The sequence below is a fragment of the Duffyella gerundensis genome (genome assembly GCF_001517405.1).
Taxonomy (GTDB): Bacteria; Pseudomonadota; Gammaproteobacteria; order Enterobacterales; family Enterobacteriaceae; genus Duffyella; species Duffyella gerundensis.
On record NZ_LN907827.1, the window covers coordinates 2390065 to 2409729 of the forward strand.

15 protein-coding genes are annotated in these 19665 nt (G+C 60.4%); 3 read left to right on the top strand and 12 right to left on the bottom strand.

Translation table 11 applies throughout. The annotated features are described in order from the left end of the window. The first annotated feature begins 280 nt into the window (after positions 1-280). On the top strand, positions 281-1738 hold the full coding sequence (locus EM595_RS11200) for an AMP nucleosidase (RefSeq protein WP_067431796.1): 1458 nt from the start codon (positions 281-283) through the stop codon (positions 1736-1738). Positions 1739-3103: 1365 nt separating this feature from the next. On the opposite strand, the gene EM595_RS11205 is transcribed toward EM595_RS11200, so the two are convergent. Next, the gene (locus tag EM595_RS11205) at positions 3104-4399 is read right to left on the bottom strand and encodes an NCS2 family permease (protein WP_067431798.1); all 1296 of its coding nucleotides are present in this window, start codon (positions 4397-4399) and stop codon (positions 3104-3106) included. A gap of 357 nt (positions 4400-4756) precedes the next feature. Between EM595_RS11205 and EM595_RS11210 the strand changes: the two genes are divergently transcribed. Next, positions 4757-5509, top strand: coding sequence for a response regulator (locus tag EM595_RS11210; RefSeq protein WP_067431801.1), 753 nt, complete (start codon positions 4757-4759; stop codon positions 5507-5509). A 31-nt stretch (positions 5510-5540) separates the two neighbouring features. Here the strand turns inward: EM595_RS11210 and EM595_RS11215 are convergent, their stop codons facing one another. The 3 genes from EM595_RS11215 to EM595_RS11225 form a co-directional block, all read right to left on the bottom strand. After that, positions 5541-6479: an ABC transporter substrate-binding protein gene (locus EM595_RS11215; RefSeq protein ID WP_067431804.1), complete on the bottom strand. Its 939-nt coding sequence runs from the start codon at positions 6477-6479 to the stop codon at positions 5541-5543. 523 nt (positions 6480-7002) lie between these two features. Continuing rightward, on the bottom strand, positions 7003-7986 hold the full coding sequence (locus EM595_RS11220) for an ABC transporter permease subunit (RefSeq protein ID WP_067431807.1): 984 nt from the start codon (positions 7984-7986) through the stop codon (positions 7003-7005). Positions 7987-7998: 12 nt separating this feature from the next. Further along, entirely contained in the window at positions 7999-9510 is a 1512-nt protein-coding gene (locus EM595_RS11225) for a sugar ABC transporter ATP-binding protein (protein ID WP_067431811.1), read from the bottom strand. A 138-nt stretch (positions 9511-9648) separates the two neighbouring features. On the opposite strand from EM595_RS11225, the gene EM595_RS11230 reads away from it, so the two are divergent. Next, entirely contained in the window at positions 9649-12207 is a 2559-nt protein-coding gene (locus EM595_RS11230) for an ATP-binding protein (RefSeq protein ID WP_067431813.1), read from the top strand. Here EM595_RS11230 and phnE (EM595_RS11235) read toward each other — a convergent pair. The 8 genes from phnE (EM595_RS11235) to phnL form a co-directional block, all read right to left on the bottom strand. Continuing rightward, complete coding sequence (gene phnE, locus EM595_RS11235; protein ID WP_067431816.1) at positions 12128-13042, bottom strand: phosphonate ABC transporter, permease protein PhnE; 915 nt, start codon at positions 13040-13042, stop codon at positions 12128-12130. The two genes, EM595_RS11230 and phnE (EM595_RS11235), sit on opposite strands and share 80 nt — an antisense overlap. Further along, positions 13039-13905 (bottom strand): phosphonate ABC transporter, permease protein PhnE, encoded by an 867-nt coding sequence (gene phnE, locus EM595_RS11240; protein WP_067431824.1) that lies wholly within the window; start codon positions 13903-13905, stop codon positions 13039-13041. The genes phnE (EM595_RS11235) and phnE (EM595_RS11240) overlap by 4 nt, the downstream gene beginning before the upstream one ends. A gap of 757 nt (positions 13906-14662) precedes the next feature. Beyond that, complete coding sequence (gene phnD, locus EM595_RS11245) at positions 14663-15595, bottom strand: phosphonate ABC transporter substrate-binding protein (protein ID WP_067431827.1); 933 nt, start codon at positions 15593-15595, stop codon at positions 14663-14665. A 28-nt stretch (positions 15596-15623) separates the two neighbouring features. Beyond that, positions 15624-16460, bottom strand: coding sequence for a phosphonate ABC transporter ATP-binding protein (gene phnC, locus EM595_RS11250; protein ID WP_067431830.1), 837 nt, complete (start codon positions 16458-16460; stop codon positions 15624-15626). Positions 16461-16537: 77 nt separating this feature from the next. Further along, a complete protein-coding gene (gene phnP / locus EM595_RS11255) occupies positions 16538-17287 on the bottom strand; it encodes a phosphonate metabolism protein PhnP (protein WP_067431833.1) in 750 nt (249 codons plus the stop codon). Then, a complete protein-coding gene (gene phnN / locus EM595_RS11260) occupies positions 17284-17826 on the bottom strand; it encodes a ribose 1,5-bisphosphokinase (protein WP_067431836.1) in 543 nt (180 codons plus the stop codon). The genes phnP and phnN overlap by 4 nt, the downstream gene beginning before the upstream one ends. Beyond that, positions 17826-18962, bottom strand: a complete 1137-nt coding sequence (phnM, locus tag EM595_RS11265) for an alpha-D-ribose 1-methylphosphonate 5-triphosphate diphosphatase (protein ID WP_067431840.1) — start codon at positions 18960-18962, stop codon at positions 17826-17828. Before phnM ends, phnN begins: the two co-directional genes overlap by 1 nt. Continuing rightward, positions 18959-19663, bottom strand: a complete 705-nt coding sequence (gene phnL, locus EM595_RS11270; RefSeq protein ID WP_067431843.1) for a phosphonate C-P lyase system protein PhnL — start codon at positions 19661-19663, stop codon at positions 18959-18961. The genes phnM and phnL overlap by 4 nt, the downstream gene beginning before the upstream one ends. Positions 19664-19665: the final 2 nt, after the last annotated feature.

Sequence of the window (19665 nt, forward strand, 5' to 3'; positions counted from 1 at the left end):
AATACGCCAGGATTTTGCAATTTAATACCAGCTTGAAGAGTCGATCGCCAGAGGAGTAATAATCATGATCAATGGCCTGGGAAAACGCAAAGTCTTTCCGGCGTTTAGTTATTTTTTATTACAACTCTGCCCAGGGGAAACCGTCTCATTCTCACCGCTCATCAACCCCAAACCGCGAGTTCTGATGCATACTGTTGACAGTAGCGTAACCGGGGATGACCTGCGGTTTTTATGATGCGACGCGATCCCGATGTCAGTCGCGCGACAACAAGGAGATTTTATGCCTGAGAAGCACTTTTCCGGTCTCACCAGCGTGCAGGCGCTGGATAAGCTCGAAGAGCAGTATCAAAACGCCGTCGAGGCGCTGCGTGAGGCGATCAAAACCTACATTGCCGACGGCAGCCTGCCCGATGCCGCCGTCCGTGCTGCCGGGCTGTTTGTCTACCCGGAACTGCGTATCAGCTGGGATGGCGAGAATGCGCCGCTGAATCGCACCCGCGCCTGGGGACGCTTTACCCGTCCGGGCAGCTACAGCACCACCATCGCCCGTCCGGCGCTGCTGCGACACTATCTGCGCGAGCAGCTGGCGATGATTGAGAAAGATTACGATGTCACCATCGAAGTCCGGCCATCGCAGCAGGAGATTCCGTTTCCCTACGTTATCGACGGCTCCGATCTGGTGCTGGATCGCTCGATGAGTGCGGGTATCGCCAAACATTTCCCCACCACCGAGCTGGCGAATATCGGCGATGAAACCGCCGATGGCCTGTTCAACGCTGAAACCATTTTTCCGCTTTCGCATTTTGACGCCCTGCGCACCGATTTTTCGCTGGCCCGCCTGCGCCACTACACCGGCACCGCCGTGGAGCATTTCCAGCCGTTTGTGCTGTTTACCAACTACACGCGTTATGTCGATGAGTTTGTCCGCTGGTCGATAGAACAGATTCGCGATGAAAACTCACCTTATGACAGCCTCGCCTGTGCTGGTGGTGCGGTGATTACCGCCGAAAGCGAAAACGCTGATGCGCTGATCTCCAGCCTGGCGTGGAAGAATCATCAGATGCCCGCCTGGCATTTGACCTCGCCCAACGGCCGCGGCATTACCCTGGTGAACATCGGCGTCGGTCCATCCAATGCCAAGACCATCTGCGATCATCTGGCGGTGCTGCGTCCGCACGCCTGGCTGATGATTGGCCACTGCGGCGGCCTGCGCGAGAGCCAGAACATCGGCGATTACGTGCTGGCGCACGCCTATCTGCGTGACGATCACGTGCTGGACAGCGTGCTGCCGCCGGATATCCCGATTCCCAGCATTGCTGAAGTACAGCGCGCGCTGTATGACGCCACCAAAGCGGTCAGCGGCATGCCGGGCGAAGAGGTCAAACAGCGCCTGCGCACCGGCACGGTGGTCACCACCGACGATCGCAACTGGGAACTGCGTTACTCCGCCTCCGCGCTGCGCTTCAACCTCAGCCGCGCCGTGGCCGTAGACATGGAGAGCGCCACCATCGCCGCCCAGGGTTACCGCTTCCGCGTGCCTTACGGCACCCTGCTCTGCGTCTCTGACAAGCCACTGCACGGCGAGATCAAGCTGCCGGGTCAGGCCAACCGCTTTTACGAAGGCGCGATTTCCGAGCACCTGCAGATCGGTATTTACGCGGTGGAGCAGCTGCGCGCCGAGGGCGATAAGTTGCATTCCAGGAAGCTGAGGACGTTTAACGAGCCGCCATTCCGCTGAGGGGCCGGGGAACGCCGGGGGATCGTTTTCCTCTGGCCGGAAAGGCCATTTCGTTCTGCCTTGCAGGCGGGCTTTTAGGGTCAACGTCAACGGCCATTTCGTTCTGCCTGAAGGCAGCCCGAGCAGGGCGGCAGTCGCCCGCCCCTGCACCCCGGCTATCCGGCAAACACAACCGCCCGCCGCAGGCGGGTACCTTCGTCGGTTCACATTTCTTCACGGACCGCTCGCGATTCGCTCCCCGCTCAGCGCTCCCTTGTCCCGCCATCCATGGCGGGACATCCTAAAATGTTCACCTCCTCAGCGGTGGTGATGCCTCCTCAAGGTCAACACCCAAGTCAAAACCCACGTCAAAACCCACGTCAAAACCCACGTCAAAACCCACGTCAAAACCCACGTCAAAACCCACGTCAAAACCCAAACATCTAAGCCAAAACCAACAAAGGCAAAGGCAAAGGCAAAGGCAAAGGCAAAGGCAAAGGCAAAGGCAAAGGCAAAGGCAAAGGCAAAGGCAAAGGCAAAGGCAAAGGCACTTCAATTTTTAGTTTCAGATATCAGATTAAGGAGCATGGATTCTGGATTCTGGATTCTGAATTCTGGGTTCTGAATTTCGAGCTTTGAGCTTTGAGCTTTGAGCTTTGAGCTTTGAGCTTTGAGCTTTGAGCTTTGAGCTTTGAGCTTTGAATTGTAGGGTTGGAGTTTTAGGTTTTATTTAGAATTTCATCTTTTATCTTTTCGATTTTGACCTGGGTTTTGACCTTGAGGAGGCATCACAAACGCCGAGGGAAAAGTGTTTTCCAGGACGAGCCGCAGGGATGCGGCGAGAAGGTGCGTTGAGCTTGGAGCGAATCGCGCCTGGTCCGTCAGGAAAAGGCTTTTGCCGAGGGCACCCGCGCAGCGGGCGGTTGTGTTTGCCGGATAGCGCGGGTGCAGGGCCGGGGCGACTGCCGGCCCTGCTCGGGCTGCCTTCAGGCAGAACGAAATCGCCCCTGACCTTGACCTGGGTGTTGACCTTGAGGAGGCATCACAAACGCCGAGGGAAAAGCGTTTTCCAGGGCGAGCCGCAGGGATGCGGCGAGAAGGTGCGTTGAGCTGGGAGCGAATCGCGCCTGGTCCGTCAGGAAAAGGCTTTTGCTGAGGGTACCCACGAAGTGGGCGGTTGTGTTTGCCGGATAGCGCGGGTGCAGGGCCGGGGCGACTGCCGGCCCTGCTCGGGCAGGCTTTAGCCTGTACGAAATCGTTTTTGACCTGGCCCTGCTCGGGCTGCCTTCAGGCAGAACGAAATGGCATTTGACCTTGACCTTAAGAGCCGCCTGCAAGGCAAAGCTCCCCTGGCCTTTCCGGCCAGAGAAAAACGCCCACGCGCCGTTATGCGCTCAACCACCCAAGTTTAATCACGAACAGCAGCGACAACACGATCAGCGCCAGATTCACCTCTTTCAGTCGGCCGCTCAGCAGCTTGACCACTGTCCAGGTAATAAAACCAAAGGCGATGCCGTTGGCTATCGAATAGGTCAGCGGCATGGTCAGGGCGGTGACCGTAACCGGAGCGGCGGTGGTGATATCTTTCCAGTCAATTTCGGCGAGGCCAGAGGCCATCAACACGGCGATAAACAGCAGCGCGGGCGCGGTAGCGAAGGCAGGCACGCTGGCGGCCAGCGGCGAGAAAAACAGGCTCAGCACAAACAGCGCGGCCACGACCACAGCAGTCAGACCGGTACGGCCACCGGCGCTGACGCCCGCCGCCGATTCGATATAGCTGGTGGTGGTCGAGGTGCCAAGCAGCGAACCAAACAGCGCGGCGGCGCTGTCTGCCACCAGTGCACGGCCCATTTTGGGGATATTGCCCTGCGCGTCAGTTAATCCGGCGCGTTTGGTGACACCAATCAGCGTGCCCGAGTTATCAAACACATCGACAAACAGAAAGGCAAAAATCACGCTGATCAGGCCGACGTTCAGCGCGCCTTTGATATCAAGCTGTAAAAAGGTCGGTGCAATCGACGGTGGCGCAGAAAACACGCCGCCAAACGGCGTCAGGCCAATGCCCATCGCAATGAACGTCACCACCATAATGCCAATCAGCACCGCGCCGGTGACGCGTCGCGCTTCCAGCACCACGATAATGATAAAGCCGAGGATCGCCAGCAGCGGGCCGGGCTTAGTCAAATCGCCTAATCCCACCAGCGTCGCCGGATTGGCCACCACCACGCCCGCACCTTCCAGCGCGATAATGGCCAGAAACAGGCCGATACCGGCGGCAATGCCAGCGCGCAGCGGCAGCGGAATACTGGTAATGATCCATTCGCGAATTTTAAAAATCGACAGCGCGAAGAAAATCAGCGCCGAAATAAACACCGCGCCCAGCGCCACCTGCCAGGTGTAGCCCATGTGCAACACCACGGTGTAGGTGAAAAAGGCATTCAGCCCCATGCCAGGTGCCAGCGCAATCGGATAGTTGGCGATCAGTCCCATCAGCAGTGAGCCGATAGCCGCCGCCAGACAGGTGGCGACAAACACCGCACCTTTGTCCATGCCGGTGGCGCTGAGAATGCTGGGGTTCACAAACAGGATATAGGCCATCGCCAGGAAGGTGGTTACCCCCGCCAGCAGTTCGGTCCGCACGGTGGTGTTATGCGCTTTAAGCTGGAACAATTTTTCTAACATGCGTGTTCTCTCATGAATGGGGCGCTGTTGCTGGCCCGCTTGCCTGAAAAGTGGTGCGATTTCTTATCGTTGTGAGGCGCAAACGCGCGGATCAACACGGCGCTGGCCATGGGCTCTAGCAATTGCTATGCCATGCCTGATGGCACAGCGCACAGCCCTGCGGTTTAGCGGCTGCGGCACGCTGCTTCAGCAGAGGGCAAAACCGTGCTGTGCATGCCCTTTTTTGGCGCAATCCGCCCTAAAAAAGTGCAGTGCGATTCCTTAAGACGCGTCTCACAATTCTGTACACCGTCACTCTTCTGGCGCGCAGGCTCGGTTACACTCGCTTAACTCTTTTTTAACGGTGAGATTTGCGGCATGAAACCAGCCATTTTAGTGGTGGATGACGATCCTGAAATCTGTGCGCTGCTTCAGGACGTACTGAGTGAGCATGTTTTCACGGTCTTCTGCTGTCATCGCGGAAGCGATGCGCTGAGCCTGCTGGCGCAGCATCCGGAGATTTCACTGGTGATGCTCGATATGATCCTGCCCGACACCAACGGCCTGCTGGTGCTACAGCAGATGCAGCGTAGCCGGGCCGGATTGCTGGTGATCATGCTTACCGGCATGGGTTCAGAATCGGATGTTGTGGTGGGCCTGGAGATGGGCGCCGACGACTATATCGCCAAGCCGTTTAATCCACGCGTGGTGGTGGCGCGGGCGAAGGCGGTGTTGCGCCGCAGTGGGCTGTTGAGTATGGAAAGCCCCTTTCAACAGCGCACGCCGGGCTGGCAGTTCAACGGCTGGCTGCTCGACGAAAGCCGCTGCATGCTGCTCAATCCTCAGCGTCAGGAAGTAGTGCTGACCCAGGGCGAATTTTCCCTGCTGCTGGCGATGGTGCGCCATGCCCGCAAGGTGCTGACGCGCGATCAACTGCTGGAACTGACCCACAGCGAAACGCTGGAGGTGTTTGATCGAACCATTGACGTGCTGATCATGCGCCTGCGCCGTAAGATCGAAACCAACCCGCATCAGCCGATGTTGATCCGTACCATTCGCGGCCTCGGCTATGTGTTTGCCGCCGACGTACAGCGCCCGGAAGCTGAGCCACTGCAAACCCGCATCGCCTGAATCACGGGCGGCATCGCGCCGCCCGACGCGCTTACTTCACCGTCCAGCCTTTGTAACCGCTGACGCTGTTGCGATCGATCAACGTCACCGGAATCAGCACCGGTTTATCCGGCGCAGGCTTGCCCTGCAAAATGTCATAGCCAATCTCCACCGCCTTTGAGGCCATCACCTGCGGATCCTGCGCGGGCGTCGCCACAAACAGGGAGTTTTTACGCTTCAGCGCCTCTTCACCATCTGGCGATCCATCGACGCCAACGATAAAGAATTCGCTCCGCTGCGCCTGCTTCGCCGCCAGATCGGCACCGATCGCCGTCGGATCGTTGATCGCAAACACCGCATCAATTTTTGGATTGGCCGACAGCAGCGAGGTCATGATCTCCAGCCCGCCTTCACGGCTGCCTTTGGCGTTCTGATTATGCGACAGCAGCTTGATGTTCGGATGCAGTTTCAGTTCATTCATGCAGCCTTCCACGCGGTTCTGTACCGCAGAAACCGGCGGTCCGTTGATGATCACCACGTTGCCTTTGTCTTTCAGGCGGTCGGCAATGTATTTACACGCCATCTGCCCCGCTTCGGTGTTATCAGAGGTGATGGTCGCATTGGCGCCCTCTGCCGACACGTCCACCGCCACCACCACAATACCGGCATCGCGCGCACGTTTTACCGCCGGGCCAATGCCTTTGGAATCGGCGGCGTTAAGAATGATCATATCGACCTTCGCGGCGATAAAGTTATCGATCTGCCCCACCTGCTGACCCAAATCGTAGCCGCTCGACACCAGCGTCACGTTCACCTTGTCGCCCGCCAGCTGGCGCGCCTTCAGCTCCGCGCCCTTGGTAATCTGCACAAAGAACGGGTTAGCCAGATCGCCCACCGTCACCCCAATCGACTTCAGCTCTTTCGCCTGCAACAGCGGCGCAGTCAGCAGCGTGGCCGCCAGCAGCCCACTGACAATAGGATTAAAACGCATAGTCACTCTCCAGTCTGTTTAATGGTGCCAACCGCTAAATGGCGCTCTGTTACCGATACCGCTTGCCTGATCTCTTGCCCTTGCCTGTCTCTTGCCTTTACCTGTCTCTTGCCCTTGCCTGTCTTTTACCTTTAACTTGCTTTTGCTTTTATCTTTCCACACGGGTCGAGGGCGTTATTGTCGCCGCCAGTTTGTTCACGGCCAGCGCACAGCAACCGGAGCGTACTGAAGTACGTGAGGATTGCGCGCACTGCCCGGGGACAAAATGGCAAGTAAAATAGCCCGCTATACGCATACTTCCAGCGCACAGCAACCGGAGCGTACTGCAATACGTGAGGATTGCGCGCACTGCCCGGGGACAAAATGGCAAGTAAAATAGCCCGCTATACGCATACTTCCAGCGCACAGCAACCGGAGCGTACTGCAATACGTGAGGATTGCGCGCACTGCCCGGGGACAAAATGGCAAGTAAAATAGCCCGCTATACGCACGCTCCAGGTAAAATAGCCCGCTATACGCACACTTAATGCACATGCCCCCGCGTACGATACTTATCAATCAACACCGCAATAATGATCACCGCCCCTTTAATCACCAGCTGCCAGAAATAGGACACTCCCATCAGCGTCATGCCGTTATTCAGCGTGGCGATAATCAGCGCGCCCACCAGCGTGCCGGTAATCGTGCCGATGCCGCCGACAAAGCTGGTGCCACCGAGGATCACCGCCGCAATGGCATCCAGCTCATAGCCAACGCCGAGGTTGCCGTTGGCGCTGTAGAGCCGCGAGGCGCTCATCAGCCCGCCCAGCCCGGAGAGCAGGCCGCTGGTGGCGTAGGCGAAAATCAACACCGCGCCCACTTTGATGCCGGTCAGCCGCGCCGCCATCATGTTGCCGCCCACCGCGTAAATGTGGACCCCAAGCGTGGTGCGACGCAGGATAAACCAGCAGATGGCGATCACCGCGAAGGCGATAATGATCAGCCACGGCACCGGCCCGAGATAGCCGTTGCCGATCCACTCAAAGTTGATATCGGAGTTGATCACCGTGGTGCCATCGGCCAGCAGGTAGGCCGCGCCGCGCAGTGCGGTGTAGGTGCCGAGCGTGACGATAAACGGCGGCAGACCGGCCCAGGCGACCAGAATGCCGTTGAACAGGCCCATCAGCAGGCCCGCACCCAGCGCGGCGGGAATGGTCAGTGCCTGAAATGCCGGATCCAGCGAAGTCACCATCGCCACCACCGCGGTGGTACCGAGCATCGATCCCACCGAGAGATCGATACCGCCGGTGAGAATGATGAAGGTCATGCCCGCCGCCAGCACAATGTTAATCGACGCCTGGCGCGTGATGTTCAGCAGGTTGGCTTCGGTGAAGAAGTTAGGTGCGACAAAGCCAAATATCGCCACGATTAAGATCAGTATCGGCAGAATGCCGACCGTTTGCATCAGGTCGCCCAGCAGGGCACGTTTCATGCCGGGTGCGCTCACGCGGGCAGATTCGCTGCTCATAGTTATCTCCTGTTACTGCGCGGTGCGCGCCAGTTCAGCGCCGGTAGCCAGCGCCATAATGTGTTCCTGCGTAATGGTCGCATCGGCCAGTTCGCCCGCGATTTGCCCCTCCTGCATCACATAGACCCGATCACTCATGCCCACTACCTCCGGCAGTTCGCTGGAGATCATCAGAATTGCCACGCCCTGCTCAGCCATCTGATTCATCATGCGGTAGATTTCGCTTTTGGCACCGACATCCACGCCGCGCGTCGGCTCATCAAGAATCAGAATGCGCGGGCCGATCGAGACCCAGCGTGAAATCAGCAGCTTTTGCTGATTCCCGCCCGACAGGCCACCCGCACGCACCTGTGCATGCGGCACGCGGATATTCAGCAGCGCAATGGCATCGGTGGAGATTCGCTGTCCTTTACGTCGGTTAAGCAACCCGTATTGCGCGTCGCGTTCAAGGGTGGCCATCACGATGTTTTCATGCGCCGCCAGCTCAAGAAACAGCCCCTGCTCTTTGCGGTTTTCGGTCAGAAAACCGATGCCCGCGGCGATCGCCTCACGCGGCGACGCAATGGAAACCGTTTCACCATCGAGCTGCACCGTGCCGCCGCTGGCTTTGTGTACGCCAAAAATTAGCTGCGCCAGCTCGCTGCGACCGGCGCCGACCAGCCCGGCGAGGCCGACAATCTCCCCGGCGTGTACCACCAGTGAACAGGGCTTGATCTTGCCGCCGTCGGTCAACCCATCGATGCGCAACCGCGCTTTGCCTTTGGCGATGGTGCGGTCTTTGTTAAACAGATCGCTCAGCGGCCGTCCAACCATCATGCGTACCAGTTCGTGAGCGTTGAGTTCTTCTCGCGTCAGGCTGCCGACATACTGGCCGTCGCGCAGCACGCTGACCCGATCGGACAGCTCATAGACTTCCGCCATACGATGGCTGATGTAGATGATCGCCATGCCTTCGCTGCGCAGCCGTTTAATCAGCGCAAACAGCTGTTCCGTTTCCCGCGACGACAGCGCCGCCGTTGGCTCATCCATTACCAGAATGCGGCTGTTGCGATGCAGTGCGCGGGCGATCTCTACCTGCTGCTGTTCGGCAATGCTCAGGCGCATCACCAGATCGCTGGCGCGAAACTGCGCGCCGAGACGGTCGATCACCTGCTGGGCATCGGCAACCATCTGACGCCGGTTCACCAGCCCGCCGCGATGAATTTCGCTGCCGAGAAAGATGTTCTCCGCCACCGTCAGGTTGGGGGCCAGGTTGATCTCCTGATAGATCAGCGTAATGCCCGCCCCCAGCGCCTCTTTCGGCCCTTTGATCAGCACCGGTTTGCCATCTATAAAAATCTCGCCGCCGCTGGCGGTATAGGCACCGGCCAGAATTTTCATCAGCGTGCTTTTACCGGCGCCGTTTTCGCCCATCAGCGCATGCACCTCACCGGGAAAAACCGTCAGGTTCACCGACTTCAGCGCATAGAACTGACCAAAGCGGCGCGAGATATCTCTCATTTCAAGGATTGGGGTGGTTGCCATCGTCTCTCTCCATTACGGCTCTGCTTGCAGTAAAGCAGCGCCAGATAAATGGAAAATGTCAGCGGCCGTTCATCTTTGTCATAGTGTGAATGCGCGGCGCTTTTATACTCGCGCTATCGGGCGTAATTGGAACGGATGATGAACAGAAAGCTGCACTGGCTGGCGGGCGCACGCGGTCGCCTGCTGTTGTTTAACCTGCTGGTGGTGGTGGTCACGCTGATGGTCAGCACGGTGGCGATTGTCGGTTTCAACCATGCCGGGCGCATTCAGGAGCAGGCGCAGGCACAAACCCTGCGCGACATGACCAGCAGCCTGGCCCTGGCGCGTGATACCGCCAACGTGGCAACCGCGGCGGTGCGGCTGTCGCAGGTAGTGGGCGCGCTGGAGTATCAGAGCGAGTCGCAGCGCCTGCAGCAGACGCAGCGCGCGCTGCAACAGTCGCTGAACGATCTCGCCGCCGCACCGCTGGCCGCGCGCGAACCGCAGCTGGTGGCGCGCATTCGCCAGCGCAGCAACCGGCTGGAAGCGAGCATTTCGCGGCTGCTGGAAAGCGGTCATCGCCGCCATTTGCAGCGCAATCAGATGCTCAGCGGCCTGTGGCAGACGCAAATTCTGTTACAGCACATCGGCATTCTGCTGGCGAACGATGCCAGCACCGCCGCGCTGCGCGAGCAGATCGACGGCCTGCTCAACGTCGGTATTCGCAGCAGCGCCTCACGGGCGTTGATCAGCCGCATCGACACGCTACTAGCTCGCTGGCCCGCACAGCCGCTGGCGCCGCTGGTGGCGGAAAAAATGGCGCGCTTTCGCGATAACGAACGGCAGTTGCTGCCGCTGGCCGATCGGCTGGAGGAGAGCGATCTGGCGATCGCCTATGACACCTACCAGATCAAAGCGCTGGTGGCGATGCTTAATCAGGATATCAATCTCTACGTGCAGCAGGTGGCGTTGCAAACCGAACGGCGCACCGCCAGCACCCATCGCGAGCTGAGTTCAATCATTCTGTTTATCGTGCTGTTTGCCCTGCTGGCGCTGGTGATTACCGGCTACGCCGGTTTCTATATCTACCGCAACCTCGGCTCAAACCTCACCGCCATTGCCAGCGCCATGACCCGGCTGGCGCAAGGGCAAAAGGTAGTCAGCGTCCCGGCACTGGAGCGGCGCGATGAGCTGGGCGATCTGGCGCGCGCCTTTAACGTCTTTGCGCGCAATACCGCCTCGCTGGAGCACACCTCGCGTCTGTTGAAAGAGAAAAGCAGCCAGCTGGAGTCGACTTTTCTCGCCATGCGCGACGGCTTTGCGCTGTTTGACAGTGACGGCCAGCTGGTGGTGTGGAACGCGCAATATCCGCTGCTGCTCGGGCTCGCCGCCGACGATTTGCAGCGCGGTCAACATTATCAGCAGCTGATGGAACGGCTGGGCATTCGCGCCTCGCCGGAGGGCGAACCGCAGGAGATCCGGCTGGCCGATGGCCGTACGCTGGAACTGCGCTACAGCCCGGTGCCGCACCGCGGCATGGTCAACACCGTGCTCGATCGCACCACGCGCAAAGCGCTGGAAGAGGCGTTGCTGCACAGCCAGAAAATGAAGGCGGTGGGCCAGCTGGCGGGCGGTCTCGCCCACGATTTCAACAACCTGCTGGCGGTGATTATTGGCAGCCTCGAGCTGGCGCAGCCCAATTCACACGCCACGCGCATCAGTCGGGCGCTGAAGGCAGCAGAGCGTGCCGCTCAGCTCACGCAACGCCTGCTGGCCTTTTCCCGCAAGCAGGCGCTGCATCCGCGCTCGGTGCAGGTGGCCACGCTGGTGGAGAACCTGCAGGAACTGATGTCGCCTTCGCTACTGCCGGGGCAAACGCTGGTGGTCGAGGCGCAGCAATCGGGCTGGCCGGCATGGATCGACGCCAGCCAGCTGGAGAATGCGCTAATTAATTTAGTGGTCAATGCGCGTGACGCGATGGAACAGCAGCCGGGCGAAATCCGCATCCGCGTCACGAATCAGCGGCAGCAAAAAGCGGACGGCAGCGAACGCGACGTGGTGGCAGTAGAGGTGATCGACAGCGGCTGCGGCATGAGTGAGGCGGTACGGGCACAGGTGTTTGAACCCTTTTTTACCACTAAAGCGCCGGGCAGCGGCAGCGGCCTTGGCCTGTCGATGGTGTATGGCTTTGTGCGTCAATCCGGTGGTCGCGTGGAGCTGGAAACTGCGCCCGGCGTCGGCACCTGCGTGCGCCTGCAGCTGCCGCGCGCCAGTCATGCCGCCGTTGAGATGCCGCCTGCACCCGTGGCGTTAGCGCCGCCCGCCAGCGATCAACTGGTGCTGGTGCTGGACGATGATGAGGCGGTGCGGCAGACGCTGTGCGATCAGCTGCACCCGCTGGGCTATCTGACGCTGGAGTGCGCCGATGGCCACAGCGCCCTCACCCTGCTACAACAGACGCCGGAGATTGCGCTGCTGGTCAGCGACCTGATGCTGCAGGATGGGCTGAACGGCGCCGAGGTGATACGCCAGGCGCAGCGGCTGCGTCCCGGCCTGGCGACGCTGCTGATCAGCGGCCAGGATCTGCGCCAGCAGCAGGATGCCGATCTGCCACCGTGCGAGCAGCTGGCCAAACCCTTCAGTCAACAGCAGCTGGCGAGCGCGCTTCGCCGGAGTTGGCGGCGGGCGTCTGCCACAGCGGAATCGGCTTGCCGGTAATATAGCGCTGGCGCAGACGGGCGGAGAGCAGATCCATAATCATCACCACCGCCACCAGCAGCAGGGTGATAAACATCACCACGTCCCAGTTCCACAGGCGCATGTTTTCGGCATAGACCAGCCCGATGCCGCCGGCACCGACAAAGCCGAGCACCGCCGCCGAGCGAGTATTGGATTCAATCTGATAGAGGCTGAGCGCCAGAAAGGTGGGAAACGACTGGGTGAAAATGCCGAAGCGATGCTTCTGCAAGCTGGTAGCCCCCAGCGCACCCAGCCCGCGGCTGGGCGAGCGTTCAACCGCCTCGTGCCCTTCCGAGTAGAGTTTTCCCAGTAGCCCAACATCCTGCATGATAATCGCCAGCACCCCGGCCAGCGGTCCCATGCCCACGGCGCGCACAAAAATCAGCCCCCAGATCGCCATATCGATGCCGCGCAGCAGATCCAGCAGGCGGCGCACCAGCAGCGCAATGCCACGCAGCGGCTTGTCGTGCATCACGTTACGCGCGGCGAAAAACGACAGCGGCAGCGCGATCAACGACGCGGTCAGGGTGCCAGCGAACACAATGCCAAGGGTAATGCCAATCTGCGAAAAGTAATAACCAAACGGCCAGCTGGCGAACTCATGCCAGACAAACATGCGCAGAAAATAGCGGCTCAGCTGCTGACAGCCGCCGATCCACTGCTGCCAGCTGATGCCAAAAGCGTGAAAGAACCAGAGATAATAGAGCGTGACCGCCAGCGTTAGCAGCGCCAGACGGCGCAAGTAGCGGCGCTGAGCGCTGAACAGCGTGGCGTGCTGCCGCTTACACAGCGCCAGTGAATCCGTGGTACTCATTGTCCGGCTCCTTCCACAATGCGGCGACGCAGCTGGCCCGACAGCGTGTCGAGCAGCGAGACCACCAGAATAATCAGCAGCAGCGTAATGCTGACCTGATCGTAGCGATCGAGTTTGATATTGGTCATCAGCTCCTGGCCGATGCCACCGGCACCCACCAGCCCGAGAATGGTGGAGGAGCGAAAGTTGACCTCAAAGCGCATAAAGCTGTAGGAGAGAAAGATCGGTTTCACCTGCGGCCAGAAGGCGAAGCGCATGCGCTGCAGCTGGCTGCCACCGCAGGCGGCAAGCCCGCGTACCGGCTTATCGGAGGCGGACTCCAGCGCCTCGTAAAACAGCTTGGTCAGGCTGCCGATGGTGTGCAGCGTCAGCGCCAGAAAGCCGGGGATCATGCCGATACCAAAGGCCATCACAAACATCACCGCCCAGGCGAGCTCCGGCATGGTGCGCAAAAATGCCACCAGCGCGCGAATGGCAAAACGCAGCGTGGCGGGCATGCCGGTGTTGGCGGCGGCCAGAAAGGCCAGCACGCTGGCGATGCCGACCGCACAGAGCGTTGCGGCCAACGCCAGTTGCAGCGTTTCCCAGATCAGCGGCAGCTGAATTGGCAGGCGATAGCCCCAGTACGCCAGCGATCCCTGGGTGCGCACATCGGCAAACAGCTGCTGCCAGTGCAGCACCGGCAGAGTTTCCGCCAGATAGTCGAAGAAGTGCGGCAGCGACTGCCAGACGGTAAACAGGTTGAACTCCGCGACGTAGCCTGCGCTCAGATAGAGCGAGATCAGCAGCAGCGACCAGAGCACGGTGTCGCGTTTCTGGCGGGATCGGATCTGCTGGTAGTAGCGTTCGAAGTTGTCGGACATAGCTAGCGGTTCCTGTGGGTGGATCAGGCGGAGCCTGTGTTCAGGCGAGGCCTGATTAAAGGGCCAGGTCAACGGCCGGGCCAGGTCAACGGCCGGGCCAGGTCAACGGCCGGGCCAGGTCAACGGCCGGGCCAGGTCAACGGCCGGGCCAGGTCAACGGCCGGGCCAGGTCAACGGCCGGGCCAGGTCAACGGCGGTTTCGTTCTGCCCTTCGGGCCGACCGAGCAGGGGCGGCATACGCCCCGCCCCTGCACCCCGGCTATCCGGCAAACACAACCGCCCGCTGCGCGGGTGCACTCAGCGAAACCCTTTTCCTGACGGACCCGGCGCGATTCGGAGTATTCGCCTCATCCTGAGGCTCACCCCTTCGGGGCAGCGCAAGCGCTGTTCAAAAACGCTCCCGGCGTTTTTGTCTGGCTCAACACGCCCTCTCGCCGCTTCCCTGCGGCTCGTCCTGGAAAACGCTTTTGCCTCGGCGGTAGTGATGCCTCCTCAAGGTCAAGATCAAGGTCAAGGTCAAGGTCAAGATCAAGGTCAAGGTCAAGGTCAAGGTCAAGGTCAAGGTCAAGGTCAAGGTCAAGGTCAACGGCTAAAACAGAACCTGGTCAACGGCTAATACAGCACCAGGTCAAAAGCCAAAACAAAACTGGGGCAGTGGCCAATATGTAAACAGGTTTTGCGGTTACAACCCGGTCGGTGTGTGGACCGGGAGTAAACCAGGGTGGCGATGCCGCGTGGCCAGCGCTGCTTTTCGGGGTTAGCCGCGTTCGCCTTTCATCAGGTCGCGCTTCATGTCGATGACGTTTTGGTAATCGGCGACGGTGGCGGGCGCGATGTGCTGGGCGCCGCCCATGGCTTTGATGAAGCAGCTGTGGTTGTCGGTGTCGAGTTTCTTGATGGCGGCGACCACCTGCTGTTTGAAATCCGCAGGCAGCTTGTTGCTGACCAGCAGCGGGCCGTTGGGGATCAGCGGCGATTGCCAGATGATGCGGATATCTTTCATCAGGTTAGGATGATCCATGCGAATCAGGCGGTTGAAGGCACCGACGCTGTAGCCCTGATTGTAATCGCCCACCATTGAGGTCCAGGTCACGGCACCGGCAAACTGGTTATTCAGCACACCGAGAATGTCCTGTTCATGGCCGCCGGAGAAGGTGACGCTGGAGAACGTATTGTTGTACTTGTTATCGATATTGCCGCCAAACTGCTTGATAAACGCCTGGTTGGGCATCAGGTAGCCAGAGGTGGAGTCGGGATCGGCCATGCCAAATGACTGGCCTTTGAGATCTTCCAGCTTCTTATACGGGCTGTCCGCTTTAACGATCACCACTGAGTGATAGCCCTTTGACTGATCCTTGTCATCAACCGGAATGCCAACGATATCCACCGCCTGCGGATCCTTCAGATAAACCGAGGCGTAGGAGGCGGGCGACATGCTCAGCACCACATCCACCTTGCCACCCAGCAGGCCCTGAATCACGCCGGAATAGTCTGACGAGTTGCGCAGTTTGGTGTCCACGCCCAGCTCTTTATCGAGAAACGTCTTTACGCACTGGTTATCGCCGATCTGCTGCGTGGCGTTCTGTCCACCCAAAATGCCGAGGTTCAGCGTCTTTGGTGCGTCGGCCGCCGTGGCGCCGAATGCCATCATAATTCCGCCCATCAGTGTCGCAAGGTTACGCTTTTTCATGTTTTCGCCTGTGTGAAAATATCAACGGTTAATGGTCGATCTGATTGATTTCATCGCCGTACAAACGCTGTAACAGCGCCTCGGTCAGCCCGGAAGGCGCACCGTCATAAATAATTCGTCCCTGCTGAATGCCAATGACCCGCGTACACCAGTTGTGCACCAGCTCAATCGAGTGCAGGTTGACCATCACGCTGATGCCCTGCTCACTGACCTGTTGTAGCGCCGCCATAATGCGGCGGGTATTTTTGGGATCGAGCGAGGCCACCGGCTCATCGGCCAGCAGGATGTTGGGCTGCTGCATCAGCGCACGGCAGATCGCCACGCGCTGCATCTGGCCGCCTGAGAGGTTCTCCGCCCGTTGCAGCGCCTGCGGCAGAATGTTCATCCACTGCAACAGCTCAATGGCGCGGGCACGATCGCTGTCGGCAAAGATTTTGAAAAACGATTTCAGCGTGCTGGTCTGGCTCAGTCGCCCCAGCAGCACGTTGGTCAATACGTCGAGCCGCGGCACCAGACAGAAATCCTGGAAAATCATCCCGCACTCGCTGCGCCACTGGCGCATCTCACCGCGGCTGAGTCGGGTGACATCCTGATGTTCGCTGCCGTCCCGGTAGTTAACGATCGCGCCTTCGCTGGCGGCAATGGTGCCGTTGAGCATGTGCAGCAGCGTCGATTTACCGGCGCCGGAGCGCCCGATAACCGCCACCAGTTCGCCCGCGTGCAGATCGAAATTGATCTCATCCAGCACCCGCTGCTGTGGCGTCCAGGCTTTGCCTAATCCGCGCACGGAGAGCACCTTGTGTTTAGCCGCCGGACGTAGCGGGTAGACGGGTTCAGTAACGGTCTTGAGCAGGGCCTGTGCCATAGTTGGCTCCGTTGCAGAGAGGTTTTCGCACGCCTATTTAGGCCGCTGCGGATGAAAGCTTCATGACAGTTCGGTGATTAAGCCGTGACAACCAGGCCATCCCACGCCGCCGCCACGCCATCCGGCAGCGCGTGCTGCTGTAGCCAGCAGTCCACCTCATGGCTGAGATGACAGAGCCAGCCCTGACGCGGCTGCAGATCCTGCAGAATAGCCAGCGCCAGCGTGATGTCATTGTGATTGCGCGGCGGCGCAGGCTGCGGCGCATGGCTACAGTCGAGCACCAAGTGATCCAGCGGCTGATGACGCAGGAAATCGCGCGTGGCATCGGGCAAGCCGACGGTGTCGCATAGCCAGGCGATGCGCTGTTGCTGCCAGGCAAGAAGATAACCGAAGGTAGGTTTGGAGTGATTCAGCGGCAGCGGCGTCACGCTCAGCGGCCCCAGCTGCACCGGCTGAAACGCCTGCAGCGGCGGCTGAAACGCCAGCAGACCGGGATGCTTCAGCAGATCGTCGCAGCCTGCGGCATCGGGCGGTCCCCACACCGGGATCGGCGTGCCGATGCCCCAGCGCAGCGGAAACAGCCCCTGCACATGGTCCATATGGTAATGGGTCAGCAGAATGTGGTTCAGCTCGCCGGGGCGAAAGCGCTGCTCAAGATGCAGCTGGCCAGCATCCAACAGCAGCGTTTCGCCGTCGCAGTGGATTAGCGCGCTACAGGGCGTGCGCCGCCGCGCAGGTTGCTGATGAGCCAGCAGGCAGGCGGCGCAGTCGCAGCCGAACACCGGCACCTGCTGCGCGCCGCCGGTGCCGAGAAAGGTGAGCTTCATGCGCTCATCTCAGGGTGTAACAGCTGCTGTAGCTGTGCCAGCGTTGTCGCCAGCGCACCGTCGTTGTTCAGTACCGTACAGCCCGTGGGCAGCGGCTGTGCCGCCCGCACCAGCCGACGATCGATCTCGCTGCTGCTCTCGCGCCCACGCTGCGTCAGCCGCTGGCGTAAAATCGCCGGTGAGACCTGCAAACAGAGCGGCAGCAGGCGCGGTCCGTAGCGTTCGCGCGCCGCCTGCAGATGCAGTCTCGAACCGTTGACCAGCACATCCAGCCCGGCCTCCAGCCAGAGATCGATCTCGCTGCCCAGCGCATAGTGATAACCGTGCGCCTGCCACTGCATAGCGAACAGGCCAAGGTCAGCACGCCGTTGAAACTCGGACAGGCTGAGCGCGATGTGATTTTCGCCGCCGGCGTCGGCATCGCGGGTAATGTAACGGTGGGCGATCAGCAGCCGCGGCGGTGGCTGTTCGGCCAGCAGGCGCAGCAGGCTGTCTTTGCCGGAGCCGGAGGCGCCCATCAGCCAGATGAGGCGCGCCATCACCACACCATCCTGCCCTGCGTCCAGACGTGGCGCACGTGCGCATGGCCGTGATCGGTATGCGCCAGCACCAGATCGGCGCGCAGGCCGGGCGCAAGCAAGCCGCGATCGTTTAGCCCCAACGCCCGCGCCGGATTGCGGCTCACCATCGCCGCCGCCTGCGGCAGCGTACAGGCGTTGCGCGTATCGTTCGCCAGCCGGAATACCGCATCAAGCAGGCTGGCGGGATAGTAATCCGAGCTGAGAATATCGAGCAGTCCCTGCTCCGCCAGCGCAGCCGCCGCCATGTTGCCGGAGTGCGAGCCGCCACGCACGATGTTCGGTGCACCCATCAGCACCTGCATGCCGGTGGCACGCGAGCGCGTCGCTGCCGCCAGCGTGGTGGGAAACTCCGCAATAGTGACGCCAATCTCCCGCGACTCATCCACGTGCGCCGCGGTGGCATCATCGTGGCTGGCCAGCGGAATCGTGCGCGCCCGGCAGTGGGCAGCGATCGCCTGACGATTGGGCTGCGACCAGCGCGCCGCCAGCGCAATCTGTTCGGTTTCCCACTCATCCATCTGCCGATCGTTCATCTGATATTTGCCCTGGAAATATTCGCGGTATTTCTCCAGCGAGACATACTGACGCTGCCCCGGCGAGTGATCCATCAACGATACCAGTGCCAGTTCCGGCGTGGTCATCAGCGCCTCAAACAGCGCCAGCGTGCGCTCATTGGGCAGCTCGCAGCGCAGGTGCAACCGGTGTTCGGCGCGGTTAACGCCCTGCCGGTTGCTCTGCTGAATCGCGCCGATCATTTTATTGAGGTTATCCAGCCGGTGGCCGCCGTCGCGCACATCGCCTACCGCCACCGCGTCGAGCACCGTGGTGATGCCGTTGGCGATCATCAGCGCATCGTGGCTGCTCATCGCCGAGTGCGAAGGCCAGTCGACGCCGGGCCGCGGGGTGAAAAATTTATCCAGGTTATCGGTGTGCAGCTCAATCAGGCCCGGCAGCAGAAATGCCCCTTCGCCATCCAGCGCGCCGGGCAGCTGGCTACGACCCTGATCGATAGCCGCAATCTCGCCATCGCGCATCAGCAGCGAGCCGCTGACCACCTCGTTTTCCAGTACCAGCTGCACGTTATTGACGATCATGATTCCGCTCCCGCCGTCACCGGCTGCAACGTATAAAGTCGATCGGCCACGCGCTCGCGCACTGCCTTATCGTGAAAAATGCCGACGATGGCCGCGCCGCGCTCCCGCGCTTCTTCTATTAGCGTGACCACCGCCGCGCTGTTGCGGCTGTCGAGCGACGCGGTGGGTTCATCCAGCAGCAGCAGCGGCGAGTCGGCAATAAAACCACGGGCGATGTTGACGCGCTGCTGTTCACCGCCGGAAAAGGTGGAGGGCGCCAGCGACCAGAGCCGCTGCGGCACGTTCAGGCGGCTGAGCAGCTGGCTGGCACGCGCTTCGCACGCCTGACGCTCAACGCCGCGGGCCAGCAGCGGCTGCATGACGATCTCCAGCGTCGGTACCCGCGGGATCACGCGCAGAAACTGACTGACCCAGCCGATGGTGTCGCGGCGCATAGCGATGATAGTGCGCGCCGGGGCGCTGGCGAGATCGATCCACTGCTGCTGATGCTGGATCCAGATATGGCCACCGTTGGGCTGATAGTTGCCGTAGAGCGAGCGCAGCAGCGTCGATTTGCCGCTGCCCGACTGCCCGTCCAGCACCACGCACTCGCCGCCATCGACGTGAAAAGTGGCGTTGCGCAGCACCGGTAATTCAGCGCCCTGTTGATTGTGCAGCACAAAAGTTTTGTGCAGCTGTTCGACGCGAAGTCGTCTGTTCATGA

Coding starts and splice junctions, on each gene's coding strand:
- EM595_RS11200 (WP_067431796.1), top strand. CDS start 281: ATGCCTGAGAAGCACTTTTCCGGTCTCACCAGCGTGCAGGCGCTGGAT.
- EM595_RS11205 (WP_067431798.1), bottom strand. CDS start 4,399: ATGTTAGAAAAATTGTTCCAGCTTAAAGCGCATAACACCACCGTGCGG.
- EM595_RS11210 (WP_067431801.1), top strand. CDS start 4,757: ATGAAACCAGCCATTTTAGTGGTGGATGACGATCCTGAAATCTGTGCG.
- EM595_RS11215 (WP_067431804.1), bottom strand. CDS start 6,479: ATGCGTTTTAATCCTATTGTCAGTGGGCTGCTGGCGGCCACGCTGCTG.
- EM595_RS11220 (WP_067431807.1), bottom strand. CDS start 7,986: ATGAGCAGCGAATCTGCCCGCGTGAGCGCACCCGGCATGAAACGTGCC.
- EM595_RS11225 (WP_067431811.1), bottom strand. CDS start 9,510: ATGGCAACCACCCCAATCCTTGAAATGAGAGATATCTCGCGCCGCTTT.
- EM595_RS11230 (WP_067431813.1), top strand. CDS start 9,649: ATGAACAGAAAGCTGCACTGGCTGGCGGGCGCACGCGGTCGCCTGCTG.
- phnE (WP_067431816.1), bottom strand. CDS start 13,042: ATGAGTACCACGGATTCACTGGCGCTGTGTAAGCGGCAGCACGCCACG.
- phnE (WP_067431824.1), bottom strand. CDS start 13,905: ATGTCCGACAACTTCGAACGCTACTACCAGCAGATCCGATCCCGCCAG.
- phnD (WP_067431827.1), bottom strand. CDS start 15,595: ATGAAAAAGCGTAACCTTGCGACACTGATGGGCGGAATTATGATGGCA.
- phnC (WP_067431830.1), bottom strand. CDS start 16,460: ATGGCACAGGCCCTGCTCAAGACCGTTACTGAACCCGTCTACCCGCTA.
- phnP (WP_067431833.1), bottom strand. CDS start 17,287: ATGAAGCTCACCTTTCTCGGCACCGGCGGCGCGCAGCAGGTGCCGGTG.
- phnN (WP_067431836.1), bottom strand. CDS start 17,826: ATGGCGCGCCTCATCTGGCTGATGGGCGCCTCCGGCTCCGGCAAAGAC.
- phnM (WP_067431840.1), bottom strand. CDS start 18,962: ATGATCGTCAATAACGTGCAGCTGGTACTGGAAAACGAGGTGGTCAGC.
- phnL (WP_067431843.1), bottom strand. CDS start 19,663: ATGAACAGACGACTTCGCGTCGAACAGCTGCACAAAACTTTTGTGCTG.